We start from the raw sequence: 18,510 nt of genomic DNA, 5'->3' as shown, positions 1-18,510 counted from the left end.
TAATAAAATTTTATAATGGCAGTCGGGCAGTAAGACCGTCTGCTCTTTTTGATTTACTTTTTGGTTATTGCTTTTGCAAGCGCGTAGGTACAGCCGTTCTTAGCAAAGCGCTCTGTCAGGACTTGACCCTGACTGGCCAAATCTGCGCTGGCCAAGGCGACACTGCCGACTCCGACTGTCTTTTTGACAAATTCTGACTGAGGGTAGCGATCTGCTACGACAGACAGCTCCTCCTTGCTAAAGGTCTCAAAGGGACAGCCCAATTCCTCAGCTAAGGCTAGAATAGCTGCTTCATCCTTCTTGACATCAATGCTGACGATTTTGGAAATCTCACTGGCAGAAATCCCCTGCTGCTGACAAAATTCCTCAAAGCCTTCTCGGAAGACAGCAGGAGCCACATCCTTTCTAGCACCAACTCCTAAGATATAAGGTTGAGGATAGATGAGAGCCAGATTTTCTCTTTGAATGTCCTTTTTTTCTGCAGTCAGCAGAATCAGCGGTTCCGTTCCCTTGAGAACAGCCGCAAGTCCTTCCTCATCCACCAGAGTCAGACCGCGAAGGTCGGTAACCCAGTCCTTTTCCTGATAGAAATAGACGGTTCGGCCGCTGCCTAGATAGCTGTTGAAAGGTTTGATGAACTCTCTCAATTCCGGTCGCCAGCCATTGACTGATTGAGCCAGATTGTCCAAGGCTGTCACATTCTGCACATCTGTCGCTGTCGTGATAACAGGATTGGAACCGAGCAATTCTGCGATGTCTCGCGTCACTTGATTGGCTCCGCCTAGATGTCCGCTCAGCAGGCTGATGACATTCGTCGCTTTCTCATCCATTACCACCACTGCTGGGTCGCTCGCCTTGTCTTTCAAGACTGGTGCAATAGCTCGCACAACCGCCCCGATAGCCATGATACAAATGAGAACATCCACTTCCTGAAAGAGCTGACCAAGTGCTTCAACGACTCGTCCTTCGATGGCGATGACCCTGTCATCTGCCAATCGAGGCGTCGTATAGATAGGGATTTCCTTGCCTAGCTTTTCTCGCAGAGTCAGAGCCAAGTCCTTTCCGACCGCTGTCACTGTTACGATTGCGTAGCGGGCTTGAGAATCACTTGGCATGGCTGCTCTTCCCCCGTCTGAACTCATGCTGAAAATCTGCATGGTAGAGCTTGGAATAGTAGAATTCCTGACCTAAAAAGTCACCGACCAAAATCAAAGCTGTCTTTCTAATCTTAGCTTCCTTGACTTTCTCAGCAATGTTTGTCAAATCGCCAAAGACCTTTTTTTCATCCGGCCAAGTAGCCTTGTAAATGACCGCCACAGGCGTTTCTGGAGGATAGCCACCCTCGATCAGCTCACTGACGACCTTTCCAATGCCTTGAACAGACAGGAAGATAGCCATAGAGGTCCGATGCTGAGCATAGCTTTTCAGGGATTCCCGATCTGGCACAGGCGTCCGGCCAGCCATCCGAGTGATGATGAGGCTTTGAGAAACCTCCGGTACGGTATACTCCGCCCCGATACTGGAAGCAGCTCCCAGAAAAGAGCTAACGCCCGGCATACAGTCAAACTCTATGTCGCGTTTCTTCATCTCTTCGATCTGCTCTCGAATGGAGCCGTAGATGGAGAAATCTCCCGTCTGCAGGCGAACCACATCTTTACCAGCCTTGACCCCAGCTTCCATGACATCGATGATTTCCATCAAGTGCATGCTGGCGCTATCATGAATCTCAGCCCCTTCCTTACAGTAGTTCAGCAGGTCAGGATTGACCAAGGATCCCGCGTAAATGACCACATCAGCCTCAGACAGCTGCTTGTAACCTTTGAGCGTAATCAGCTCCACATCACCTGGGCCTGCTCCAACAAAATGTACTTTGGACATCAATTAGCCTCTCTTTCTTTTTTCTTACAGGAAACGATAATGGTCGGATTCTGAGGCTTAAAGTAGTGCCCCTTACCTATACCTGTCCAGCGACTAGCCTGAACTGATACAATCTCTAAATCCTCCCAGTCCATCTGTTCCGCTATTTGAGCTGCTTCCAGAGCATTCTCCAGCAGGATAAAGTTCAAGACCAACCGACCGCCCGGCTCCATGAGCTGGGCACACCAGTCGAAAATCTCCTGCATATTGCCCCCAGTCCCTCCGACAAAAATGGCATCAAAGCTGCCTTCCAGCTCAATCGGAGCCAGTCCTTGATGGAGACGGACATTGTGGCAGCCAAAGTGCTGGATATTCTCCTGCGTCAAGGCCACCGCATCTTCATTGCGCTCCACCGCCACCACTTCCAGTTCTGGATAGGTTCGGGCTGCCTGAATCGTGACACTGCCAGTGCCAGAGCCGACATCCAGCATGCGCTTGGCTCGATGCAGCTCCAACTTATCCAAACTGATGGCTCTGACTTCTTCCTTAGTCATAGGGACTTTAGCCCTGATAAATTCCGAATCCCTCATCTAACACCACCACTACATTCATTTCATATTCTCTATCTTCTACCTCACTCGCAGGCAGAATGGTAATACGCTCGTCTTCATAACTCAGCTGCTCACCAATGACCAGCACCTTATCTAAGCCTCTTTTAACAGCCTCTTGAGCAATTTCGTAGGGGCCAACTTTCTGATCGGTCACCATAAAGACTTTTGACAGACTCATAATCAAGTCAAAGTTAGGTACCTTAGCATGACTGCTCGTCAGATAAGCATCGTTCATGGGCAGGGCAATTCTGCTGGCCAGATACTGCATGGCGCTGATACCCGGCGAGATGACCACGCGCCCCTTGAACTTCTCTGATAGCCATTTGCCCAAACCGTAGATTAGCGGGTCGCCTGAGGCCAGATATAGAATTTCTTCATCCTCACCAAAGCTCCCCAGCAATTCTGCTAACGCAGCCAATTTTTTAGGAGGGACCAGGCCCTTGTCCCGATAAGCCGGCGGTAAAATTTCCAGATGGCGTTCACTGCCCAAAATGCGGTCAGCCTTTTCAAAATAGGCTTCCTGCCCCAGAAGACCATAGCTCGGATCTCCCGGACCAATTCCGATAACATAAATCATGTCCATTCCTCCTTTATCTGCTCCAAAGGCTGGGTTGATGCCAGATAGCCTTCCTCAGTCCCAAAGATGACCACTTCAATATTGACTTCTGGCTTACGATAGCGAAGCAGACGCTCACTTCTAGCCTTAATCTTATCCGCCAAGACCTGATAGACACCCTCATAAGAAAATTCCTTAATGGCTGTTCCAGCTGCCTCGGTCGTCAAGCACTTGTCAACCTTTTCCAGCAGCTCCAGGGGCGCCCCCATCAGGGCCAGATTAGCCACCAGCGTTTCCATACGGGCATCCGAGTCCTTACTGTGGGTAGAGAAAATCCCAGCCGCCACTTTGACAAACTTGCCCATATGGCCAATCATCAAAACCTTGGTAAATCCGATGCGCTGCACTTCTTTGAGGACATGGCCGACAAAGTTACTCATATTGACGATACGCCCAGCTGGAATCCCCACAGTATTAGTAGCAAAGTCTTCACCATAGTTCCCCGGTACCAAGACGACTGAACGATGTCCTTGATTGTAGAGCATGGTTAACTCAATCGTGATGGACGCCTTCCAGCTGTCCTCGGACATTGGATTGACAATCCCTGTCGTTCCCAAGATTGAAATACCGCCGACAATGCCTAGCCTGGAATTGTAGGTCAGCTTGGCCGTTTCTTCGCCGCCAGGAACAGAAATGATGACCCTCGCCCCACAGTTGGGACCGATAATCTCACGGACATGCTGCTCAATCATCCGTCTAGGAGTCGGATTGATGGCTGCCATGCCAACATCGCAGGCCAGTCCCTTCTCGGTCACGCGCCCGACGCCCTGACCACCGTCAATCTCGATTTCCGTCTGATCTGGCAGAAGGGTCACGGTCGAATAAATCAAGAGGCCGTGTGTCGCATCCGCATCATCTCCGCCATCTTTTTCAATGGCTGCGGTCGCCTCTTCTGGTCCAAAGGAAGGATTGTGAACATCCATGGTCACTTCCACACCTGAAGCCGTATGCACAGTAACCTTTTCTTCCCTTTCCTGATTTAAAATCATGCTCAAGGCTGCAACAGTCGCTGCCGTTGCACAAGTACCAGTCGTAAAACCTTTTCTTAATTTCTTTCCATTGACATAAGCGTATTCATCCATCATTAGCCCTCTCCTTTCTCCGGAGCCTGCTTTTTATCTGAAACACTGTAACGCTCATAGTCTGTAGTGTCGAGCTTGAGCTGGTAGAGGATAGCATTGATGACCGCTGCTGCGATGGTACTGCCGCCCTTTTGACCCAGTGCCGCAATAGAAGGCACAGAACTTTCATGCAGTTTGAGCTTGGATTCTGCCGCTCCGACAAAGCCGACCGGAACTCCGACAACCGCATCTGGCTGCAAGCTTCTCTCCTCGACCATATCCAAAACCTTAAAGATGGACGTTGGAGCATTCCCGAAGACAAAAAGTTTGGGACCGTCCACTTTAGCTGCATATTCTACAGCGGCCATGGAGCGAGTAATTCCCTTTTCCTTAGCTTCCTGAAAGACTGCTGGTTCATTGACCAGACAGCGATAGGAAACACCTAGGTCATCCAGCAATTTCTTATTAAAACCGCCCAAGACCATGGTCGTATCCGTAAAAATGGTACCCTTATTTCGGAGGACGTAGAGAATCTTCTCAATAACCTGATTGGAAAACTTGATATTGTAGAGGTAGTCAAAGTCTGCACTAGTAAAGACAACCCGCTTGAGCACTGCCTCTTCAAAAGGATCCGAAAATTGAATATCTGGGTGCTCTTGGTCAATAATTTCCTGAATCTTGCTAAAACTAGCTTCTTCAATCTTGTGCGCTGCTTTTAGATAGGACATCTAGTTCTTTCCTCCTTCTTTACTGGATGGTGTAGAGTAGCGGACATAGTCATCCGTCACCACTTCTCTCAGCTGGTAGATAATAGCATTGACAATGGCTACTACAATCGTGCTGCCTCCTTTTCTGCCGAGATTGACAAGAGCCGGAAGACCTGACTGAAGCAGTTCTTCTTTTGACTCTTCGACATTGATAAAGCCGACTGGAACCCCAATCACTGCATCCGCTTCTACCAGTCCCTGCTCTGCCAGCTCAATCAGGTAAGATAAAGCCGTAGGAGCACCACCGAAGGCAAACACTTTAGGTCCTTCAATCTTGGCTGCTATCTCAACAGCCGCCATAGCTCTGGTAATCTGCTTTTCCTTGGCCAGCGCAACCACTTCTTCATCGCTAATCAAACAGCGATAGCTCACACCCAGCTGGTCCAGCACCCGCTTGTTAATCCCATTGAGAGAGATATTGGAGTCCAGCAGGATAGTCCCCTTAGCTCTGATTACTTCTTCTATTTTTTTAAGGACATCGTGCTCAAAGCGCATGGTATAGAGATAATCAAAATCTCCCGTCGTATGGATTGCCCTCTTGATGATGGATTCTTCCATTTCCGAATGGAAGACATAATCAGGATCTTTTTCAGTAATCATAGACTGAATAATTTGAAAGCTCTTTTCCTCAATAGAGGAAGGATTTTGGATATATGTCATAGTATACTCCTAGAAATATGCTTGCATTACTAAATAAAAAAGAGTGAACAAAATTAAACCTGTCATTGTGCTTGTATAAAGCAGAGAGATGGCTGTCTGAATATCATCCGCCTCAACCGGTCTGGAATCCTCTCCAATGGTCGGCTTCTCAATCAGCTCTCCGTGATAGACGTGCGGTCCGCCCAGCTGAATGCCCAAAGCCCCAGCCACAACTGCCTCCGAAAAAGCACTGTTGGGACTGGCATGCTGATAGCGATCCCGCCAGCCGATCCGCAGGGCTCCTTTGACATCCAACAGTAAAATCTGACTGCTGAGAATCAAGAACAGCCAAGTCAAACGCGCAGGAATCAGATTAGCCAGATCATCCATCTTGGCGGATATCAAGCCGATTTTGCGGTATTTTTCCGTCTTATAGCCTACCATGGAGTCCAAGGTATTGATGGCCTTATAGGTCATGGCTAGAATGGGGCCACCTAGAAAAAGGCAGAGCAGAGGGCCGATAACCCCGTCACTAGTATTTTCAGCCACCGTCTCAATCGTCGCCTTGCTAATTTCCTCTGGTGTCAGCTGGGAAGTTTCACGGCCGACAATCATACCAACTTGCTTTCTAGCTTCTTCCAAAGTGCCAAACTTGAGCGTATGGTAAACCTTTTGGGCCTCAAAAGCTAGACTCTTAGCCGCCAGACTAGCATAGGCCAGATAGATCCAGACGAGCCAGTAGAGGACGGGATGAGCCAGACCAGCCAACCAAAGCAGCCCGCAGCTCACTCCCAGCGCCAGTCCAACTGTTGTCAGCCAGAGGAAAAAGCCAAATAGATAGGGCGAAAACTGCTTTTTCTCCTGCAAGCGCATACATAGATAAATATAGGAACCCATCCACTTGACTGGATGAGGCCAGCTATAGGGGTCGCCAATGAGCCAGTCCAGTAAGACGGCCAAAAAAATTGCAATGAGTGTCATATCAGTTCGCCTCTTTGATATAATTCAGCCAGTTGGCCAGCAGCTGCTCGTCCTGATAAAAATGAACATGCAGGTAGCTAGCAAAGGTCCGGCCCTTTTGATAACCGCCTGTCCAGGCAGCTACGACCTGACCGTCTCTGACCTTCTCTAGCTTGAGGACCGTATCTTCCTCCGTCTCAAAGACTGAATGGTGAAACTCATGTCCTCTGACTGCCGTACCTTTAGGACCAAAAAGACTGTCTACCTGCGTTTCTGCTTGGCAATAACCAAAGCTTTTCAGGCCAGGGGTCATCAGGCTCTTGCCCTTGAAAATACCGACCATTTCATAGACCTGCCCCTCTACTTCCAGCAGCTCTCCCAGATACATGAGGCCTCCGCATTCTGCGTAGATTGGCCGGCCCTGCTCGTGAGCTTTCTTAACCGAAGCCCGAAAGTCAGCATTTGCCATCAGCTCCTGAGCATAGACTTCTGGAAAACCGCCGCCAAAATAATAAGCATCTGCAGCTGGCAGTTCCTTATCTTTCAGAGGGCTGAAAGGCACTAGCTGGACATTGAGCTCTCTTAGAAAGTCTAGATTATCTTCGTAGTAAAAGTGAAAAGCATCATCCAAAGCATAAGCCAAAGTCAAGGGCTGATCGTTTCGAATATGAAAAGGATTGGCCATCTGCTTATCGGGAAGTTCTGCCTTTTCCAGCAATCTATCTAGATTTATATACTTGGCTGCTGCCGCTCCTAACTCCTCAAATCGACGATCCAAATCATCCAATTCTACGTCAGGGATTAGCCCTAGATGGCGAGATGGCAGCTCTGCTGTCGCATTCTTAGGCAGATAGCCCAACACTTCCACATCCGTGTAGCGCTCAATGGCGCCCTTGATAAGTTCAAAGTGAGTCTGTGAAGCCACCCGATTGATAATGACTCCAGCAATATCCAAATCCGGATCAAAAGTCGCAAATCCATGGACCATAGCAGCTGCTGAGGTGGATGTTGCTTTCCCATCGATAATCAAGACAACCGGAATGCCCAGCTTCTTAGCAACAGAAGCAGAAGACGCACAGTCCTTGTCCGTTCCCAGACCATCAAAGAGCCCCATGACTCCTTCGACTACTGCCACATCCGCGTCTCCATGCCATTTGTAGTAGGACCAAGCCAGACTCTGATCGTCCGGTATCATAAAGCTGTCCACATTCCGCGACGGACGCTTGGTAATCCGACTATGATAAGCTGTATCAATATAATCAGGTCCTACCTTATAAGGCTGAACCTGATAACCTCTGTCTGCCAGAGCTTTCAAAATCCCTAGGGTAACTGTGGTCTTTCCGACACCGCTGGAAACACCCGCTAGCATAAATTGCTTCATCGCTTTACTCCAGATTCGCTGATAAAAAAAGTACTACAAAAAAAATAAGGAATTTTTATTTTTTTGTAGCACCGTTGCTCACTTATATGTAGAGCAAACACCCCGTTGTGTTCGCTTCCAGTTCTTATATTAAATTTATTTTAATATAAATGACAAAAGCTGTCAAGTTTTTCCTAGAGCATCTGCGAAAAAAGTCAGTGTTTTAGAGCGTTTTCACTGAAAGATGAGCAATTTTTACAATTCTGTTAAATTTAAAAAAACATCAGAAAAACGAACATTCCTGATGTTTTATTTGAGCATCAACCTGCATCTTCCTCTACAAATTGACTATTATAGAGGTCCGCATAGAAGCCATTCTGATTCATGAGTTCTTCATGGTTGCCCTGCTCGATGATATTTCCATCGCGCATGACCAAGATAAGATCCGCATTACGGATAGTAGACAGACGGTGGGCAATAACAAAAGAAGTCCGGCCTTCCATGAGTTTGTCCATAGCCTTTTGAATCAGCTCCTCCGTCCGCGTATCGACTGACGAAGTTGCCTCATCCAAGATCAAGAGCGGCGCATCTTTCAGTAGAGCACGAGCGATTGTCAGCAACTGCTTCTGGCCGACCGATAAGTTGACCGTGTCATCCAGTACCGTATCATAGCCCTGCGGCAGGGTCATGATAAAGTGATGAACACCAACCGCCTTCGCTGCAGCAACAACTGCTTCATCTGTCACATGCTCCTGATTGTAAATCAAGTTTTCTCGGATAGTTCCTTCAAAGAGCCAGGTATCCTGCAAGACCATTGAAAAGGCATCGTGAACCTCGGAACGTTTCATATCCTTAATATCTATACCATCAATGCTGATACGCCCTTTGTCAATTTCATAGAACTTCATGAGCAGATTAACAATGGTCGTCTTACCAGCACCCGTTGGGCCGACAATGGCAATCTTCTGTCCGGCTTTGGCCTGGGCTGAGAAATCATGAATAATGGTCTGGTCTGGCTTGTAACCGAAGAAGACATCTTCAAAGGCAACATCTCCCTTGACAGCAGCAAGCTGCTGCTCTTTATGCTGGTCGTCTTCCATCTCCGGCTCAGCCAGAAAGTCAAGGACACGAACCAGTGCTGCACCAGCCTGCTGCAAGACAGTGATACCTTGGGCAATCTGTGACAAAGGCTGAGAGAAGGTCCGCACATAAACCATAAAGGCGACAATAATTCCGATGCTAATAGAGCCATTAATCGCCAGAGCAGCACCAACCAAAATAACCAGCACATAGGCAAAATTCCCCGTAAAGAACATGAGCGGCATCATCATACTAGAGATAAATTGAGACTTCCAAACACTGTTGTAGAGATTGTGATTGAGAACCGCAAAGCGTTCCTTAGACTGCTCAATGGCATTATAGCTGGTAACAACATTATGACCAGAGTACATCTCCTCCACATAACCGTTTACCGCAGCCAGATCGTTTTGCTGGGCGGTGAAATAGCCCTGAGACTTGCCCATGATGAGCCCGACAAAAACAAAGCCGAGTATAGTAGCCAAGATAGTTACCAAAGCCAAGATCCAGTTCATGAAGAACATGGTCAAAACCACAGCCACCAAGAGCAGACTGGCAGAGATAACATTCCCCAGACTCTGGTTGAGGGATTGGCCGACTGTATCCACGTCATTGGTCACGCGCGACAGAGTGTCCCCCTGAGAATGACCATCGAAATAGCCCAGCGGTAGCTTGTTAATCTTCTCTGCAATGGCTGTCCGCAGCCGCTTAGAGAAATACTGGATAACCGTACTGATGATAAAGGACTGAGCGTAGTTGAGCAGAGCTCCGACTGCATAGAGCACGGCCAGCAGAAGGGCAATCTGAGACACAGCTTTCAAATCAATGCTAGTAGCCAGACCATCAGAGATGAGGTTGGTAATTTCTTTTAATTTATTTGGCCCATAGACCGTGATAATGTTTGACAAGACAGCTCCCACAAATGCCAAAGCAAGAGGAAGCTGGAGGCCTTTGAGATAAGGCCTTATCTGGCTAAATAATGAAGGCTTCTTATTTTCCATTTTCTAATTCCTCCTTGGATAGTTGTGAGTAAGCAATTTCTTGATAGACTTCGTTGCTGGCCAAAAGTTCTCGGTGGGTACCTTGACCGACTACCTTACCAGCATCCAAGACCAAGATTTGATCCGCATCCATGATGGTAGAAATCCGCTGTGCTACGATCAGCTTGGTCATATCCTGCGTCCGCTCAGCCAGCTCCTTACGCAAAATGCGGTCTGTCTTATAGTCTAGGGCTGAGAAGGAGTCGTCAAAGATGAGGATTTCTGGCTTACGAGCCAAGGCCCTGGCAATGGCCAAACGCTGACGCTGCCCACCAGAGAAGTTGGTCCCGCTTTGAGCCACTTCTGACTTGAGCCCTTTTTCCTTCTCTTGGACAAAGGGCTTAGCCTGTGCTAGATCAAGAGCATCCCACATTTTCTGCTCATCCAGCGGGCTTTCTTGGCTTTGACCGAAGTCCAGATTGCTCTCAATATCGCCAGAGAAAAGCACAGCCTTTTGCGGGATATAGCCGATCTTATTATGCAGGTCTTCTAGCTGGTAATCCTGAACGTTGACACCGTCCACCAAAATCTCTCCTTCAGTTACATCATAGAAACGAGGGATGAGATTGACAAGAGTGGATTTCCCTGAACCGGTTGAACCAATAAAGGCCACGGTATCACCGGCCTGCGCTGTAAAGCTAACATGCTCAATGACCGCTTCAGAATTCTTAGCATAGCGGAAGGACACATCTCGAAAGACCACTTCTCCCTTGCTATCTGCTGCTGCCTTAGGCTGTTCCGGACTGGTGATAGAAGAATGCAGGTCCAGTACTTCATTAATCCGGCCAGCGGATACAATGGTCCGAGGCAGGACGATGAAGAGAGCACCCATGAGTAAGAATCCAATCACAATCTGCATAGCATAGGACATAAAGACGACCATATCACTGAAGAGTGGGAGACGCTCCTGCAGCCCAGCCTCCTGGATCAAATAAGCACCAATCCAGTAAATAGCCAGTGTCAATCCGCTGGAAATCCCCATCATAACTGGATTCATCATGGCCATCAGACGACCGATGAAAAGATTGAGCCGGGTTACTTCATCATTGGCCGCCGCAAATTTCTCATCCTGATAATCCTCAGCATTGTAAGCCCGGACCACGCGAATCCCAGTCAGACTCTCTCTAGTGACGCTATTTAGCTTATCGACCAAGCTCTGCGCTACTGACTGCTTGGGAAAGGCCAGTGTAACCAAAACTACTGTCATCAGGATATTAACAAGAACAGCAATGAGAACAGCAATCAGCCAGTTCTCGGACTTACCGATAATCTTGGTCATGGCCCAAATCGCCATAATCGGTCCCCTGGTCACCACCTGCAGTCCCATGGTAATTAAAGTTTGCACCTGAGTAATGTCATTCGTTGTCCGAGTTAGCAAACTAGGAATCGAAAATTTCTTAATCTCCGTCTGCGAATAGTCCAGCACACGGTTGAAAATATCGCTCCGCAAGCTCTGGGTAAAGCTAGCTGCTATACGAGCGGCAAAAAAGCCAACTACAATAGCAGATAGCAAGCTAGCAAAAGACAGACCGATCATTTTCAGACCTGGCTCCCACAAATCTGCCAAAGTTGTTCCCGACGTCTGCAGCAGTTCTGTAATCGTCGAAATATAGGTCGGAACTTCTAATTCCAAATATACTGTTAGGAAGGTGAAGAGCACGCTGAGAACAATCATGCTCACTTCCCTTACCTTCAGCCGTTTAAATAACTTAAACATCTTTCCCTCCATTTTCTAAACTTTCGATATTCTGATAAAACTTGGACATGACTTGTGAAAAAATCAGCAGTTCTTGCTCAGAAACACCATTCAAAATAGAACGATCCATTTCATCAAAAAAGTCACGGATTTTCTTCATTCTTTCCTGCGACTGCGGAGTAAGGCGGATATACTTGGCCCGCTTGTCCGTCTTGCTCGTTTCTAGCTGAATAAAGCCATTCTTCTCCATCCTTTTCATTAAGTTAGAGGCCACCGATTTGGAAATATCCAACTTCTGCTCAATATCCTTGATAAGAGTGTCTTTCCCCTCTTCCATACGACTAGCGACAATATGCAAGACCTGCCCCTGCGGCCCAGCCATGGACTCAATCCCATGCTCCTTAGCAAGCTTTTCCACTATGAGGTGAATCTTTCGTCCAAAACGCTTCATTTCTAACAAAGGCTTTTCCATCAAAACTTCCTTCCTATATTGGTTCTCGTGAGAACTAATTAGTTTTCATGAGAACTATTTTACCACATAGAAGAAAGATGTCAAGAAAAAAGTTTCTATGAGAACTATTTTTTCGATAAAAAATTCAGCCCTTTCAGACTGAATTACTTCATCAAATCAAGATTCCTTCCAAATGGTCCAATTCGTGCTGGCAGATTTGGGCGGGCAGTCCTTTCAAAGTCATGGTCTGCTGCTGCCAATTTTTGTCCAGATAATCGACTGTGATTTCCTGATAACGTTGGGTGGGACGACTTCCAGTCAAGGACAGGCAGCCCTCTTCTGTCTGATAAGGCCCTGATTTAGAGCGCAGCACCGGATTAAACATGACTACCGGCACCAAACCATATAGAAAGATAATGACTCGCTTACGGACGCCAATCATATTGGCTGCGAGTCCTATACAGTTTTCTCGATTGGCCTGCAGAGTATCCTGCAAGTCTTGAGCCAGATAAAGGTCTTCTCTGCTAGCCTGCTCTGATGGCTGCTGTAGGAAGAAAATATCTTTGACAATTGCTTTTTCCATTACTTTTCCTCATAGAGAAGGGCCTGATAAATCAGACCCTATAAACTTATTTTGCGTGGCGCTCACTAACTTCTTTAGCCAGTACAAAGTTGCCCAGCGTTGCGGAGCCATTTCCAGCCACAGCTGGTGTCACGATATAGTCACGAACATCGGGAACTGGCAAATAACCATTCAGAAGAACTGTGAATTTCTCACGCACCCGATCCAGCATGTGCTGCTGAGCCATAACGCCGCCACCAAAGACGATGACATCTGGACGGAAAGTCACTGTCGCCTGAATAGCCGCCTGAGCGATATAGTAAGCTTGAATATCCCAGACGGAACTATTGAGTTTAATATTTTCCCCACGAATTCCGGTCCGCGCCTCTAAGCTTGGCCCAGCCGCCAATCCTTCCAAGCAACCATTGTGGAAAGGACAAACACCATTGAACTCTTTTTCCACATCCATAGGGTGCTTAGCTACATAATAATGCCCCATCTCTGGGTGGCCTGTCCCCCCTACAAATTCGCCTCGCTGGATAGCACCAGCACCGATTCCTGTCCCAATCGTATAATAGACCAGATTTTCAATACGGCCGCCAGCATTGTTGCGAGCTACCACTTCACCATAAGCTGAGCTATTAACATCCGTCGTGAAGTAAATGGGCACATTGAGAGCCCGGCGCAGAGCACCAACAATATCTACATTAGCCCAATGCGGCTTAGGCGTAGTCGTGATAAAGCCGTAAGTCTTTGAGTTAGGGTCAATATCGATCGGTCCGAAAGAACCAACAGCCAGACCAGCTAGATTATCAAAACGAGAAAAGAACTCAATCGTCTTGTCTAGCGTTTCAATAGGTGTGGTTGTTGGAAACTGTGTCTTTTCAACAACTTCAAACCGTTCATCGCCTACAGCACAAACAAACTTAGTGCCGCCCGCTTCCAAACTTCCATACAATTTTGTCATTATAAATCCTCTTTTAAAATTTGATTTCTACTCTATTCATTATAGCATATCTCTTGCAGACTTCTTGCCAAAAATAGTCTTTTAAAAGCTTTTTCAACAAGACTGCACTTATGACATAAAAAACGAACAAAAACTGATTTGTTCGTTTTCTAAATTCCATTAGGCTTTCACTTCGATAACTGCGTCGCCTTTCGCAACAGCTCCGCTTGCTACTGGAGTTACAGAAGCGTAGTCAGCTGTGTTGGTAACGATGACCATAGTCGTATCATCCAGACCAGCAGCTGCAATTTTCTCAGCTTCAAATGTTCCCAGCACATCACCAGCTTTGACCTTGTCGCCTTGAGCAACTTTTTGGTCAAAACCTTCGCCGCCCATAGACACTGTGTCGATTCCGACGTGAATCAGAATTTCAGCACCATTGGCTGTCTTCAAACCATAAGCATGGCCAGTCGCGAATGCAATCGTAACTTCTGCATCAGCCGGAGCATAAACCACACCTTCGCTAGGTTTGATAGCAATTCCTCGTCCCATCGCTCCGCTAGAGAAAACAGGATCATCAACATCGCTCAAAGCTACTGCCTGACCAACAATTGGAGAAATAATTGTTTCATCTTGGAGGGAAGCTGGCACATTACCAGTTGTTTCTTCTTCGACCAGTTTTTCAGTTACAGCTTTTTCTTCAGCAGTTTCTTCGTCTTTGTAGCCAAACAAATAAGTCAGAGCAAAACTCAAACCAGTTGTCAAAACAACCATAAAGATATATTGCAACAATTGACCATTCAGGTAAAGGAGAGTACCTGGAATAATTGTGATACCGAAACTTGTACCTGCAAGCCCCATAATAGAAGCTAACCAACCACCAACGGCACCGGCACCCAGTCCAATTACAAAAGGTTTAACAAAGCGCAAGTTAACCCCGAAGATAGCTGGCTCAGTAATACCCAATCCTGCAGAAAGTGCTGCTGGGAAGGCAAGAGCCTTGAGTTTTTTAGATTTTGTCTTCACAGCTACAGCCAAAGTCGCACCAGCTTGAGCTGTCATAGCAGCAGTGATAATCGCATTAAATGGATCTTTCCCAGTTTGAGATACCAACTGAGATTCCAGTAAGTTGAAGATGTGATGAACACCAGTTACGACAATCAGCTGATGCACAGCACCGATAATCAATCCAGCAAGTCCAAACGGAAGGCTAAGAAGGAACTCTGTTCCATTTAAAACATATGACTCTACAATGTGGAAGACTGGGCCAATCACAAAGAGTCCCAGAATAGACATGACAAGGAAAGTAAGGAATGGAACAAGAAGAAGATCCAAAACATCTGGAATTTTCTTGTGCAGCCATTTTTCAAATTTTGCACCAAACAAACCTACAAAGAAGGCTGGAAGCACAGAGTTTTGGTAGCCAACTACTGGAATAAAACCAAAGAAGTAAATTGGGTGAACTTTTGTTGCTGTAACTTCGCTGGTAAATTTCAAACTTCCTAGAACATCCATATTAGCAATTTTGTCTAAAATGTCCTTAGAAGGATCAACAGCAAATTTAGTAGCCTGACCAGCTACCTCCCAAGCATTTGGAAGTGCTGAGTTAACCATCATTAGGCCAAGAACCAAACCAATGATTGGGTTTCCGCCAAAAACTCTAAAAGCCGACCAGCAAATCAAAGCAGGGAAGAAAGCGAAGGCAGTATCAGTTAAGACTACTGTATAAGTGTAGAAGTCAGTTGCTTTGAAAGCATCCGCAGTAGTACCAAACAAAGCTAAAACTTGATCCTGAGCAATTGCTCCACGAACTCCCATGAAAAGTCCTGTCGCAACAATAGCTGGAAGAATTGGTACAAATACATCACCAAATGTACGGATGGCGCGTTGGAACCAATTCCCTTGCTTAGCAGCTTCTGCTTTCATGTCATCTTTTGATGAAGTTGGTAATCCTAAGGCTACAACTTCGTCATAGATTTTATTAACCGTACCGGTACCAAAGATAATCTGGTACTGGCCTGAGTTAAAGAAAGCACCCTGAACTTTTTCCAGATTTTCGATAGTATTTTTGTCGATTTTACCTTCATCTTTAACCATCACGCGCAAGCGAGTCGCACAGTGAGCCACACTGTTGACATTTTCACGTCCGCCAAGGGCTTCGATGACTTTTTTTGCAATGTCAGTATTATTCATTTGCAAAAATCTCCTTATAAATATTTTTAACTTTTTTGAAAGCGATTTTATCGCCTTTACGAATATTATTTTACCATGATTCAAAAATATGTCAAGCGTTTTGCAGAAAAAATATTTTTTCACTGTTAAATGTTGATTTTTCATCGGAAAACGTTTACTATAGTAATAAGAAATAATATGATTCGGAGGACAAAAGATTGGCTTGGACGACTGAAAAACGCTACAAACGCTATGAAGACTGGACTCAGGAAGAGCTACAGCACATCAAAGAAAACATCGCTAAATCTCCTTGGCGGGCTAACTATCATGTAGAGCCTCAGACAGGTCTCCTCAATGACCCCAATGGCTTTTCTTATTTTGACGGCAAGTGGGTGGTTTTCTACCAAAACTTTCCTTTCGGAGCAGCTCACGGCCTCAAGTGCTGGGTCCAGATGGAAAGCAATGACCTAGTTCACTTCACGGAAACTGGCCTTCGGGTGCTGCCAGATACTCCTCTGGACAGCCACGGTGCCTACTCGGGCTCTGCCATGCAGTTTGACGATAAGCTCTTTCTCTTCTACACTGGCAATGTTCGTGACGAGAACTGGGTGCGTCACCCATATCAAATCGGTGCCTTATTAGATAAATCAGGCAAGCTGGAAAAAATTGACAAGGTCTTGATTGAACAACCTGCTGAAGCGACTGACCACTTCCGTGATCCACAGATTTTCAACTACAAAGGGCAATTCTATGCCATTGTCGGTGGGCAAAACCTAGATAAACAAGGATATATCAAGCTTTACAAAGCTGTTGATAATGACTATAGCAACTGGGAAGTCGTCGGCGATTTGGACTTCGCCAATGACAAGACAGCCTATATGATGGAGTGTCCTAATCTAGTCTTGATCAACGACCAGCCAATCCTGCTCTATTGCCCTCAAGGCTTGTCTAAGGATGTACTGGAATATGGCAACATTTATCCAAACATGTATAAAATAGGTCAATCGTTTGACACAAACAAAGTTGCTATGATTAATCCTAGCCCTATCCAAAATCTGGACTACGGCTTCGACTGCTACGCGACCCAAGCTTTTAACGCGCCTGACGGTCGTGCACTCGCTGTCAGCTGGCTAGGTTTGCCCGATGTGGAATACCCATCTGACCGCTTCGACCATCAAGGAGCCTTCTCCCTCGTCAAGGAATTAACCCTGAAAGACGGCAAGCTCTACCAGTACCCAGTGCCTGCTATCAAGGACTTACGAACAGAGGAACAGCCTTTCACTGCTTTAGCAGAAAGCAAGAACAGCTACGAACTAGATCTGAATCTCACTGCAGACACCGAACACGAAATCATCCTCTTTGCGGACAAGGATGGCAAGGGCCTACGCATCAATTTTGACCTCAAAGCAGGTCTAGTAACGGTTGATCGTAGTCTGGCAGGTGAGCCATTCGCTCTGGACTTTGGAACCAGCCGAAGCTGTGATATTGACAAAGAAGCAACAATCGCTACTATCTTCATCGATAAATCGATTTTTGAAATTTTCATCAATAAAGGAGAGAAAGTATTTTCCGGCCGTGTCTTCCCGAGAGAAGACCAGACTGGCATTGCCATTACCAAGGGTAATCCAACCGGTACTTACTATGAATTAGATTATGGTCGCAAAGCTAACTGATGTAGCAAAACTTGCAGGAGTCAGCCCCACAACTGTTTCCCGCGTCATCAACAGAAAAGGCTACTTATCTGACAAAACGATTTCCAAGGTTGAGGCAGCCATGCGAGAGTTGGCTTACAAGCCTAACAATCTGGCGCGTAGCCTCCAAGGTAAATCAGCCCAGCTAATTGGACTCATTTTCCCTAATATCAGCAATGTCTTTTATGCAGAATTGATTGACAAGCTGGAGCATGAGCTCTTTAAACAGGGCTATAAAACCATCATCTGCAATAGTGAGCATGATTCTGACAAGGAGCGTGAATACCTTGAGATGTTAGAAGCCAACCAGGTGGACGGCATCATTTCTGGCAGCCACAATCTAGGCATCGAGGACTACAATCGCGTGACCGCTCCAATCATTGCCTTTGACCGCAATCTTTCGCCGGATATCCCTGTCGTCTCCTCAGACAACTATGGTGGCGGAGTGCTAGCGGCTCAGACCTTGGTCAAGGCTGGAGCTCAAAACATCATCATGATTACTGGTAATGACAATTCCAACTCACCAACCGGCCTGCGCCATGCTGGCTTTGCTTCCGTCCTGCCGGACGCACCAATTATCAATGTATCCAGTGATTTTTCTCCCGTCCGCAAGGAGATGGAAATCAAGCAAATTCTGACTCAGACCAAACCTGATGGCATTTTTACATCAGACGATCTGACAGCCATTTTAATTATAAAGGTCGCACAGGAGCTGAACATCCAGATCCCTGAAGATTTGAAAATCATCGGCTACGATGGCACCTACTTTGTGGAAAACTACTACCCGCAGCTAGCAACGATCAAGCAGCCACTGAAAGATATTGCCCGTCTCTCTGTAGACCTACTCCTCAAAAAAATTGCCGGCCAAGAAGTCCAAACAACTGGCTATTTCCTGCCAGTCAGTCTCTTACCTGGTAAGAGTGTTTAACACAGATATAAGCAAGCAAAGACGACATCCATTATTGGAAGTCGTCTTTATTTAGCCATAGTCTAAAAAATTTCTC

17 protein-coding genes are annotated in these 18,510 nt (G+C 46.5%); 2 read left to right on the top strand and 15 right to left on the bottom strand.

The window, feature by feature from the left end; genetic code table 11:
• Positions 1-53 precede the first annotated feature (53 nt).
• The 15 genes from cbiG to RSK81_RS02405 all read right to left on the bottom strand — a co-directional run bounded on the left by cbiG (position 54) and on the right by RSK81_RS02405 (position 15,836).
• The gene (gene cbiG / locus RSK81_RS02475) at positions 54-1,115 is read right to left on the bottom strand and encodes a cobalt-precorrin 5A hydrolase (protein ID WP_315687350.1); all 1,062 of its coding nucleotides are present in this window, start codon (positions 1,113-1,115) and stop codon (positions 54-56) included.
• Positions 1,105-1,878: a cobalt-precorrin-4 methyltransferase gene (locus RSK81_RS02470; protein ID WP_315687348.1), complete on the bottom strand. Its 774-nt coding sequence runs from the start codon at positions 1,876-1,878 to the stop codon at positions 1,105-1,107. Before RSK81_RS02470 ends, cbiG begins: the two co-directional genes overlap by 11 nt.
• The gene (locus RSK81_RS02465; protein ID WP_004188187.1) at positions 1,878-2,447 is read right to left on the bottom strand and encodes a decarboxylating cobalt-precorrin-6B (C(15))-methyltransferase; all 570 of its coding nucleotides are present in this window, start codon (positions 2,445-2,447) and stop codon (positions 1,878-1,880) included. Before RSK81_RS02465 ends, RSK81_RS02470 begins: the two co-directional genes overlap by 1 nt.
• Positions 2,419-3,051 carry a cobalt-precorrin-7 (C(5))-methyltransferase gene (locus tag RSK81_RS02460; protein ID WP_125357172.1) on the bottom strand — a complete coding sequence of 211 codons (633 nt, stop codon included), beginning with the start codon at positions 3,049-3,051 and terminating at the stop codon, positions 2,419-2,421. Before RSK81_RS02460 ends, RSK81_RS02465 begins: the two co-directional genes overlap by 29 nt.
• On the bottom strand, positions 3,042-4,169 hold the full coding sequence (gene cbiD, locus RSK81_RS02455) for a cobalt-precorrin-5B (C(1))-methyltransferase CbiD (RefSeq protein ID WP_315687346.1): 1,128 nt from the start codon (positions 4,167-4,169) through the stop codon (positions 3,042-3,044). The genes RSK81_RS02460 and cbiD overlap by 10 nt, the downstream gene beginning before the upstream one ends.
• On the bottom strand, positions 4,169-4,873 hold the full coding sequence (locus RSK81_RS02450; protein WP_315687345.1) for a cobalt-precorrin-8 methylmutase: 705 nt from the start codon (positions 4,871-4,873) through the stop codon (positions 4,169-4,171). Before RSK81_RS02450 ends, cbiD begins: the two co-directional genes overlap by 1 nt.
• The gene (locus tag RSK81_RS02445) at positions 4,874-5,572 is read right to left on the bottom strand and encodes a cobalt-precorrin-8 methylmutase (protein WP_002910554.1); all 699 of its coding nucleotides are present in this window, start codon (positions 5,570-5,572) and stop codon (positions 4,874-4,876) included.
• 9 nt (positions 5,573-5,581) lie between these two features.
• Positions 5,582-6,532 carry an adenosylcobinamide-phosphate synthase CbiB gene (cbiB, locus tag RSK81_RS02440; protein ID WP_002898268.1) on the bottom strand — a complete coding sequence of 317 codons (951 nt, stop codon included), beginning with the start codon at positions 6,530-6,532 and terminating at the stop codon, positions 5,582-5,584.
• 1 nt (position 6,533) lies between these two features.
• Positions 6,534-7,892: a cobyrinate a,c-diamide synthase gene (locus tag RSK81_RS02435; protein ID WP_002898269.1), complete on the bottom strand. Its 1,359-nt coding sequence runs from the start codon at positions 7,890-7,892 to the stop codon at positions 6,534-6,536.
• 299 nt (positions 7,893-8,191) lie between these two features.
• On the bottom strand, positions 8,192-9,949 hold the full coding sequence (locus RSK81_RS02430) for an ABC transporter ATP-binding protein (protein ID WP_315687343.1): 1,758 nt from the start codon (positions 9,947-9,949) through the stop codon (positions 8,192-8,194).
• Positions 9,939-11,705, bottom strand: coding sequence for an ABC transporter ATP-binding protein (locus tag RSK81_RS02425; protein WP_032913362.1), 1,767 nt, complete (start codon positions 11,703-11,705; stop codon positions 9,939-9,941). The genes RSK81_RS02430 and RSK81_RS02425 overlap by 11 nt, the downstream gene beginning before the upstream one ends.
• Positions 11,698-12,156, bottom strand: coding sequence for a MarR family winged helix-turn-helix transcriptional regulator (locus RSK81_RS02420; RefSeq protein WP_002911803.1), 459 nt, complete (start codon positions 12,154-12,156; stop codon positions 11,698-11,700). The genes RSK81_RS02425 and RSK81_RS02420 overlap by 8 nt, the downstream gene beginning before the upstream one ends.
• A gap of 151 nt (positions 12,157-12,307) precedes the next feature.
• A complete protein-coding gene (locus tag RSK81_RS02415) occupies positions 12,308-12,718 on the bottom strand; it encodes a peptide deformylase (protein WP_315687342.1) in 411 nt (136 codons plus the stop codon).
• Positions 12,719-12,764: 46 nt separating this feature from the next.
• Positions 12,765-13,664, bottom strand: coding sequence for a fructokinase ScrK (gene scrK / locus RSK81_RS02410; RefSeq protein ID WP_061592192.1), 900 nt, complete (start codon positions 13,662-13,664; stop codon positions 12,765-12,767).
• 159 nt (positions 13,665-13,823) lie between these two features.
• Positions 13,824-15,836, bottom strand: a complete 2,013-nt coding sequence (locus RSK81_RS02405) for a sucrose-specific PTS transporter subunit IIBC (protein WP_315687341.1) — start codon at positions 15,834-15,836, stop codon at positions 13,824-13,826.
• Positions 15,837-16,033: 197 nt separating this feature from the next.
• On the opposite strand from RSK81_RS02405, the gene RSK81_RS02400 reads away from it, so the two are divergent.
• Together RSK81_RS02400 and RSK81_RS02395 are read left to right on the top strand one after the other, a co-directional pair.
• Positions 16,034-17,488 carry a sucrose-6-phosphate hydrolase gene (locus RSK81_RS02400; protein ID WP_315687340.1) on the top strand — a complete coding sequence of 485 codons (1,455 nt, stop codon included), beginning with the start codon at positions 16,034-16,036 and terminating at the stop codon, positions 17,486-17,488.
• Positions 17,469-18,434, top strand: a complete 966-nt coding sequence (locus RSK81_RS02395) for a LacI family DNA-binding transcriptional regulator (RefSeq protein WP_315687338.1) — start codon at positions 17,469-17,471, stop codon at positions 18,432-18,434. The genes RSK81_RS02400 and RSK81_RS02395 overlap by 20 nt, the downstream gene beginning before the upstream one ends.
• The last annotated feature ends 76 nt before the right edge of the window (positions 18,435-18,510 follow it).

The sequence above is a fragment of the Streptococcus sp. DTU_2020_1000888_1_SI_GRL_NUU_041A genome (genome assembly GCF_032387735.1).
Classification (GTDB): domain Bacteria; phylum Bacillota; class Bacilli; order Lactobacillales; family Streptococcaceae; genus Streptococcus; species Streptococcus sanguinis.
The sequence above is the reverse complement of the archived record's forward strand: the minus strand, read 5'-3'. Positions and strand labels throughout refer to the sequence as shown.

Excerpts from the sequence above, each read along its gene's own strand:
- cbiB (WP_002898268.1), bottom strand. The coding sequence starts at position 6,532 with ATGACACTCATTGCAATTTTTTTGGCCGTCTTACTGGACTGGCTCATT.
- RSK81_RS02425 (WP_032913362.1), bottom strand. The coding sequence starts at position 11,705 with ATGTTTAAGTTATTTAAACGGCTGAAGGTAAGGGAAGTGAGCATGATT.
- cbiD (WP_315687346.1), bottom strand. The coding sequence starts at position 4,169 with ATGATGGATGAATACGCTTATGTCAATGGAAAGAAATTAAGAAAAGGT.
- cbiG (WP_315687350.1), bottom strand. The coding sequence starts at position 1,115 with ATGCCAAGTGATTCTCAAGCCCGCTACGCAATCGTAACAGTGACAGCG.
- RSK81_RS02415 (WP_315687342.1), bottom strand. The coding sequence starts at position 12,718 with ATGGAAAAAGCAATTGTCAAAGATATTTTCTTCCTACAGCAGCCATCA.
- scrK (WP_061592192.1), bottom strand. The coding sequence starts at position 13,664 with ATGACAAAATTGTATGGAAGTTTGGAAGCGGGCGGCACTAAGTTTGTT.
- RSK81_RS02435 (WP_002898269.1), bottom strand. The coding sequence starts at position 7,892 with ATGAAGCAATTTATGCTAGCGGGTGTTTCCAGCGGTGTCGGAAAGACC.
- RSK81_RS02420 (WP_002911803.1), bottom strand. The coding sequence starts at position 12,156 with ATGGAAAAGCCTTTGTTAGAAATGAAGCGTTTTGGACGAAAGATTCAC.
- RSK81_RS02460 (WP_125357172.1), bottom strand. The coding sequence starts at position 3,051 with ATGGACATGATTTATGTTATCGGAATTGGTCCGGGAGATCCGAGCTAT.
- RSK81_RS02445 (WP_002910554.1), bottom strand. The coding sequence starts at position 5,572 with ATGACATATATCCAAAATCCTTCCTCTATTGAGGAAAAGAGCTTTCAA.
- RSK81_RS02430 (WP_315687343.1), bottom strand. The coding sequence starts at position 9,949 with ATGGAAAATAAGAAGCCTTCATTATTTAGCCAGATAAGGCCTTATCTC.
- RSK81_RS02395 (WP_315687338.1), top strand. The coding sequence starts at position 17,469 with ATGGTCGCAAAGCTAACTGATGTAGCAAAACTTGCAGGAGTCAGCCCC.
- RSK81_RS02405 (WP_315687341.1), bottom strand. The coding sequence starts at position 15,836 with ATGAATAATACTGACATTGCAAAAAAAGTCATCGAAGCCCTTGGCGGA.
- RSK81_RS02465 (WP_004188187.1), bottom strand. The coding sequence starts at position 2,447 with ATGAGGGATTCGGAATTTATCAGGGCTAAAGTCCCTATGACTAAGGAA.
- RSK81_RS02470 (WP_315687348.1), bottom strand. The coding sequence starts at position 1,878 with ATGTCCAAAGTACATTTTGTTGGAGCAGGCCCAGGTGATGTGGAGCTG.
- RSK81_RS02450 (WP_315687345.1), bottom strand. The coding sequence starts at position 4,873 with ATGTCCTATCTAAAAGCAGCGCACAAGATTGAAGAAGCTAGTTTTAGC.